The organism is Anoxybacillus sp. LAT27 (genome assembly GCF_022030075.1).
Lineage (GTDB): Bacteria > Bacillota > Bacilli > Bacillales > Anoxybacillaceae > Anoxybacillus > Anoxybacillus kestanbolensis.
This window is the reverse complement of sequence record NZ_JAIWYK010000136.1, coordinates 1-283: the sequence shown is the minus strand read 5'-3', so window position 1 is coordinate 283 and position 283 is coordinate 1. Positions and strand designations below refer to the sequence as shown.

At 63.6% G+C, this 283-nt stretch carries 1 protein-coding gene; it reads left to right on the top strand.

Features of this window, described 5'->3' with window-relative positions; translation table 11 throughout:
• On the top strand, nt 1–283 hold a 283-nt coding region (locus LD028_RS08840; protein ID WP_237811595.1), incomplete at both ends, for an ATP-binding cassette domain-containing protein.

Sequence of the window (283 nt, the reverse complement as noted above, 5' to 3'; positions counted from 1 at the left end):
CGACGCGATCAAACACGGCATCGGGATGGTGCACCAGCACTTCATGCTGTTTGCCGATTTCAGCGTGGCGGAGAACATCGTCATCGGCTATGAACCGCAGCGCGCCGGCCTGTTCCGGCGCAAGGAAGCGGTGGAGGCGGTGCGGGCCCTCAGCGAGCGCTACCGCATCCCGATCGACGTGACCGCCCGGGTATCCCAATGCTCGGTCGGGGAACAGCAGCGCGTGGAGATTCTCAAGGTGCTGTACCAGGGAGCGGACATCATCGTACTGGACGAACCGACC